The organism is Shewanella sp. ECSMB14102 (assembly GCF_000813075.1).
Lineage (GTDB): Bacteria > Pseudomonadota > Gammaproteobacteria > Enterobacterales > Shewanellaceae > Shewanella > Shewanella indica.
Window position 1 is genome coordinate 1 of sequence record NZ_JWGX01000007.1, and the last position, 6,561, is coordinate 6,561.

Sequence of the window (6,561 nt, forward strand, 5' to 3'; positions counted from 1 at the left end):
TAACGGATCCAAAGGTGATTTACCGCGGCCGCAACAGCCTGAGTGTGGATCGCAACGACTATCTGGCTATCGCCACCCTGGCCCCGGATGGCCGTTTTCGCCGCTATACCATAGCCAACAAGCGCGATGGCTGGCTCAGCGCCTTCGAGTTGCCTGAAAATCCGGCGCTCAGCGCCCCGGTGACACCAGAGGTCCGCATTCAGGGCCAGTGGTTGAAAACCGATAAGGGTTACAATATTGAACTCAGAATGCCGCTGGAGATGGTGGGCAGTAAACTCAGTTTTGCCATTCATGATGTCAACAACAAGAAGAGCCGTAGGCTGGAAGCCATAGTCGGTACCTCGGCCACTGACCGCGCCGACAAGCTGGGGACGGTTCTGGTACCATCACCGGAAATTGAAAGTATTATCAAAGGCATGGGGCATAACAGCTCGCGGATCTGGGTGGTGGATGTCCATGGCCGGGTGCTGGCCAAGTCGGGCGATATCCGCGCCGATTCCAGTGTCTGGACCCGCTCGGTCGAAGAGGAGCGGCAACCGGAAAGCTTCTTTGGCAAACTGGAACACGACTATCTACACCCCATCTACTACACAGTGCTGACCAAGCCACCTATGGATTTTATCGACTCACTGCAGGATTCGACTGAACTCGGCGGCAGCCATATTCGCCGGGCGCTGAATGGCCAGATGGCCTCCACCTGGCGCCTGACACCGGATAACAAGGCGGTGGTATTGGCAGCGGCCAGCCCCATCTGGATTGACGATAAGGTGATGGGCGCCGTGGTTGCCGAGGAAACCACCCATGGTATACGTACCCTGCGTAACCGGGCACTGGAGAAGCTGTTCAATGTGATCCTGACTGTGATGGCCATGGGAACCCTGGCACTGTTTGTGTTTGCCTCGGGGATCTCCAGCCGCATTCGCAAACTCAGGGATCAGGCCGAGCGCGCCATCGACAGCCAGGGTCGGGTTCGCGACACCATTCCACCTTCAAAAGTGCGCGATGAAATCGGCGATCTGTCGCGCAGTTTTGCCAATATCGTCAGCCGGTTGGGGCAATATACCCACTATCTGGAAAACATGTCCTCGCGGCTATCCCACGAATTGAGAACCCCGGTGGCCGTGGTGCGCAGCTCATTGGAACACTTGAGTCTGCAGCAACTGGACAAGGACACGGCCAAGTATGTCGACCGCGCCCAGGAAGGGGTCAACCGCTTATGGCTGATCCTCGCCAACATGAGCGAAGCCACCCGGCTCGAGGAGTCCCTGTCCCAGGCCGAGATAGATGAATTCCCGTTGACCAAGGTAGTGGCAGGCTGCGTCGCCGGGTATCAGATGACTTACAAGGAACAAGGTTTCGTGCTGGTGTTACCGGATGAACCTTTGACCATGCGCGGCGTACCTGAATATATCGCCCAGCTGATGGATAAGCTGGTCAGCAACGCCATTGAGTTCAGCAAAGCCGATACCGATATCCGCATCAGCCTCAAGGTGCAGGGCAAACAGGCCCTGCTCAGGGTGGAAAACCAAGGGCCACTGTTGCCGGAAAACATGGCCGAGCAGATCTTCGAGTCCATGGTCTCAGTGCGGCCGCAAACGATGCAGTCCAAACCTCATCTGGGACTGGGACTTTATATCGCCAGGCTTATCACCGCCTTCCATGGCGGCCATATCAGTGCCAGCAACCTGAGCGATGGCTCGGGTGTCGAAATTCGGGTCAGCCTGCCGCTACTTTAAGCCGCGGCCAACTTGAACAAGTCTCAAGCCCACCGCACTGGCAATGACAAGATTCAATGTTAAGATGCCTCAAAGGGGCGCCCGCCCCGCCATCACAAACAAGAGTTGCATCCATGAAGAAAGCCACCAAGCTGGTCTCACTCGGCCGGGACAAAAAGTGGAGCAAGGGAGTGATCAATCCTCCCGTGTTTCGAGCATCAACCGTTGTATTTGACAGCATGGAACAGATGCGCCACGCCACGGCCAATCGCGCCAAAGGGGAGATGTTCTATGGCCGCCGCGGCACTCCGACTCACTTTGCCTTTCAGGCGGCCATTGCCGAACTCGAAGGCGGTGTTGGCACTGCGCTCTACCCTTCAGGCTCTGCGGCCATCAGTGGTGCCCTGCTGTCTTTTCTGAAGGCCGGCGATCACTTGCTGATGGTAGACAGTGTCTACGAGCCCACCCGGGATCTGTGCGACAAGCTGCTCAAGGGGCTGGGGATCGAAACCAGTTACTATGACCCCTTAATTGGCGCCGGTATCCGCGAGCTTATCCGCCCCAATACCAAAGTGCTGTTTCTGGAGTCTCCCGGCTCCATCACCATGGAAGTCCAGGATGTGCCGACCCTGTGCCGCATCGCCCATGAACATCAATTGGTCACCATGCTGGACAACACCTGGGCCTCCCCCATCAATTGTCGCCCGTTTGAGATGGGCGTCGATATCTCGATTCAGGCCGCCACCAAGTACATAGTGGGTCACTCGGATGTGATGCTGGGTACGGCGACCGCCAACGAAGCACACTGGGATACCCTGAGGGAGAACAGCTATCTCATGGGCCAGTGCACCTCTGCGGACGATATCTTTCTGGCTGCCAGGGGGCTGAGAACCCTGGGGGTAAGAATGGCGCAACATGAAAAAAATGCTCTCAAAGTGGCCAATTTCCTGGCCCAGCGCCCGGAAGTGGATCACCTGCGCCACCCGGCGTTTGCCAGTTGCCCGGGTCACGAGTTTTTCCAGCGTGACTTCAGCGCCGCCAACGGCTTATTTTCCTTCGTGCTCAAAGAGGGTAACCGCCAAGCGATGACCGCCTTCGTCGAAGGGATGGAACACTTCAAGATGGGATTTTCATGGGGGGGCTTCGAAAGCCTTATTCTGGCGATATCCGGCATAGAGAAATTGCGCACGGCAACCCAATGGGACAGCAGCAAGCCCCTGGTGAGACTGCATATAGGTTTGGAAGATCCGGACGATTTGATTGCCGACCTCGAACGGGCCTTTGAGCGTTATCACGCCGCAATGCAGGCTTAATCAGCAAAAGCCCGCTTGAATGCGGGCTTTCCAAATATTTATTCACCTGGCTGTCAGTCAAAGTCCAGATCATCTGCCGACACTCCCACTCCCAGTTCACGGGACAGGGCCATCTGTTCTCGAATATCCTCTATTCGCCTGCGAGCCGCGCTTATCCGCATATCTTTTTTACTGACCCGGTTATTGGATGTCAGAGTTCCCTCTTGGGCCGCTTCGCTCTTGCCTCTACTCAAAGATTGATTAAATGACATGGTCTTCCCTTAACCTCACGCCGGTTCTTTACCGTCTCCTCAAGAGCACTTCCAACACACTTGGAGCAGAGCCGGTAATCCGGAATTTAAACGATACATCCGGTGTTAAATATACCGGAGCCCCTCACATCATGCCTTATTAAAGAGCCTGTTCCTATCGGAAAGTTCCCATATTTTAATTCCGTTCAGCAAAAACTCAGGCGTATGAAAAATAAACAAAATGCACATGCTCAATTAATTAACGCACGACACACCTTACTAAGGGCATAGAAACATTTGCTTACTATTATCACTGATACAAATTTGTTTAAATTAAAACATCTACGCAACAAAATATTTTGTACAGCAATAGTATTTAATATAATTAATTGATTTTAATCGATTAACTCACCCAGCCCACCTTGTTTTCAAACTGTTAAAAATAAATTAATTATAAATTAATAAACATAATCATGTGTTGCTAAATCTAGGTTTAAATTGAATCATATCTTTGTCATTGAAACATTTGACAAACAAAATAAAAACACAGCCAAGCATGGCGATTTACAATAATAATCAAGGAGAGAGATATGACATCCATATCTACAACAGCCAAAGCCGTTCGCTTCGGCCTTATGGCTGCTGCTACCAGTATCGCTTTTACAGGTTTCAGTTATGCTGAAGATAAACCTGAAACATTTGAACGTATTGAAGTCACAGGTTCAAAAATCAAGCGTATAGGGGAGATAGCACCAACACCGGTCACTGTGATCACAGGCGATGGCCTTATTGAAGCAGGTGTTACCAACGTAGCAGATCTGCTGCACAAGATGCCTAATACCCTGGTTGGTCTGTCACCGGAAACCACCAACAACACTGTTTTTGCCAGTGGTCTGAATAACACTGACCTGAGAGGATTGGGTTCCAACCGCACTCTGGTGCTGGTTAACGGCCGCCGCTTTGTAGCCGGTTCGCCAGGCTCAGGCGCCGTGGATTTAAACAACATCCCTACCGCCATGGTTGAGCGCATCGAAATCACTACGGGTGGCGCGTCTGCTGTTTATGGCTCTGACGCCATTGCCGGGGTGGTCAACATAGTGACCAAAACCAGTTTTGATGGCTTGGCTATCGATGCTTCTACAACCCGCCCCACCGAAGATGGGGGTGAAGAAGAATATGCCTCGCTGACTTTTGGCTCTGACTTGGGTAAAGCCAACTTTGTGACCAACATCAGTTGGTCACGTCAGGGGCAGATTTCATACATGGACAGAGAATTCCTGCGTGAAGCGCCGATTGTGGTGCGAAATCCCAATGCCAATGGCCCGAATGATCCGCAAGCAATAATGTGGGGCCATGGTCAACAGGTACTGGCTTCATACAGCAAGACAGGCACTTTTGAATCCAATGGCACCCGCTATACCTTCAGCGATGACGGTCAAATTCGGCCAATGGATCTGGGTCAGCCACTGCCGCCGCTAACCAGCGGCCGGGTGGACTATCTCGGTGGTGAAGGCTACAACTTTGCTGAGAACTCTTTCATCAAGACGCCACTGGACAGGATCAATTTCTTTACTGTGATGAACTATGACATCAATGATGATCATAAATTTACCATGGAGGCCAGCTACACCAAGTCCGAAGCCTATGGTGAAAGCTCTCCTGCCTTCCTCAATTTCAAGCTCTATGATGATAATGCCCTGCTCTCTCCTGAAGCGGCGGCTTTGGTGACGGCCGGTGAAGAAAAACCAGGTGGAGGGGTAAACTTAGGCTATCTGGCATCTGATTTCGGCAACCGTAAATACAGTCAGGACAGAACTACAGCAAGATTGGCACTGGGTGTTGACGGTGCACTGTCCGATACCTGGTCCTACGATGTTTACGCCACTGTAGGCCATGTTCAAGCCGACACCGAATGGTATGGTGAAATATTCGAGCAGCGCTTCTATGACTCTGTCGATGTGATCAAAGATGCCGACGGTAATCTGGTATGTCGTGACGAATACGCCAGAGCCAATGGCTGTAAACCTTTGAATATATTTGGCCGCGGCCAATATGATGAGGCCGCCTATAACTGGGTCAGCACAGATGCCATTCGCCGTTCATCAATCGATCAATACGTTGCCGGCGCCTCTGTCAGCGGCGATCTATTTGAACTGCCTGCCGGCTTTATCGCTGCTGCATTCAGCGTTGAATATCGTAAGGAAACGGCTGAAACCCTGCCGGATCCGGCAATGCGTGATGGTTTATTATTTGGAAACCAGTCTCAACCACTTTATGGTGAGTTCGATGTGACCGAGGCATCAGCCGAATTATCCGTCCCGCTGCTGCAGGATGTGATGTTGGTGCAGGATCTGACGCTGGAAACCGCGTTCCGTTATATGGACTACTCCTCCTCCGGCTCTGATACTGCATGGAAAGTCGGCATCAACTGGGCGCTCAATGACGATTTACGGATCCGGGCCAACCGCTCCAAGTCTGTACGGGCACCTAACATTGCCGAACTGTACAACCCATCCAGCCAAACCTTCCGCACCATCAACGATTATTGTGCTACCAGCTTCAGGAACAGGATCAACCCGGACTATCTGGACAATGTATTGGCCAACTGTGCAGCTCAAGGGATCCCGACCGACTTTGAACCTTCCCAGGACTGGTACGGTTCAACTCGTCCAGGCTTTATTGTAGGTAACCCGGACCTGCAGAACGAAGTTGCAGATGACATCACTCTGGGCTTTGTGTACACCCCATCTTATCTGGAAAACTTCAGCCTGACAGTGGATTACTGGAAGTTTGACATGGAGAACGTAATCAACAGCTTCAGCGGTGCTGAAGTCGTTAAGTACTGCTATCAGTCAAGCAGCACAGATAACGACTTCTGTCCTTTGCTGGAACGTGATCCCGATACCCATGAGATAGTGAACTACTACGAGAAGCCGGTTAACTCAGCATCCAGTATCACTTCAGGTTTTGATATTGAAGCCAATTACCGCCTTGAAACCAGTTTCGGTGATTGGGGCTTCCGCCTATTCAGCACTTATCTGGAAGAGCGTTCATTCAACCCGACCGGATTCGCCGATGATGAAGTTAAATCGGCAGGTGAGCAGGCTCGCCCACGCTGGCGTCATCGATTGACCACAGACTACACCTACAATGACTTCTCGGCCGTATTGACTGCCAACTATCGCAGCGACACTGTGCGGGATAACGAATGGTCACCCAATCAAAACAACTATAACGATATCCCGTCTTATACTACTTTTGATTTGACCAGCCGTTACAACATCACAGATGCCTTGCAGGTTC

General features: G+C 51.9%; 4 protein-coding genes. 3 read left to right on the plus strand and 1 reads right to left on the minus strand.

Translation table 11 applies throughout. From position 1 onward, the window contains the following. Positions 1-1,736: proteobacterial dedicated sortase system histidine kinase (pdsS, locus tag RC73_RS03465; protein ID WP_039033342.1), on the plus strand; the 1,736-nt coding region annotated here is incomplete at its 5' end. A 113-nt stretch (positions 1,737-1,849) separates the two neighbouring features. Then, complete coding sequence (locus RC73_RS03470; RefSeq protein ID WP_039033343.1) at positions 1,850-3,028, plus strand: cystathionine beta-lyase; 1,179 nt, start codon at positions 1,850-1,852, stop codon at positions 3,026-3,028. A gap of 53 nt (positions 3,029-3,081) precedes the next feature. Here the strand turns inward: RC73_RS03470 and RC73_RS03475 are convergent, their stop codons facing one another. Further along, the gene (locus RC73_RS03475) at positions 3,082-3,279 is read right to left on the minus strand and encodes a hypothetical protein (protein ID WP_039033344.1); all 198 of its coding nucleotides are present in this window, start codon (positions 3,277-3,279) and stop codon (positions 3,082-3,084) included. Positions 3,280-3,848: 569 nt separating this feature from the next. On the opposite strand from RC73_RS03475, the gene RC73_RS03480 reads away from it, so the two are divergent. Then, positions 3,849-6,561, plus strand: a 2,713-nt coding sequence (locus RC73_RS03480) for a TonB-dependent receptor plug domain-containing protein (protein ID WP_039033345.1), incomplete at its 3' end; no start/stop codon positions are given.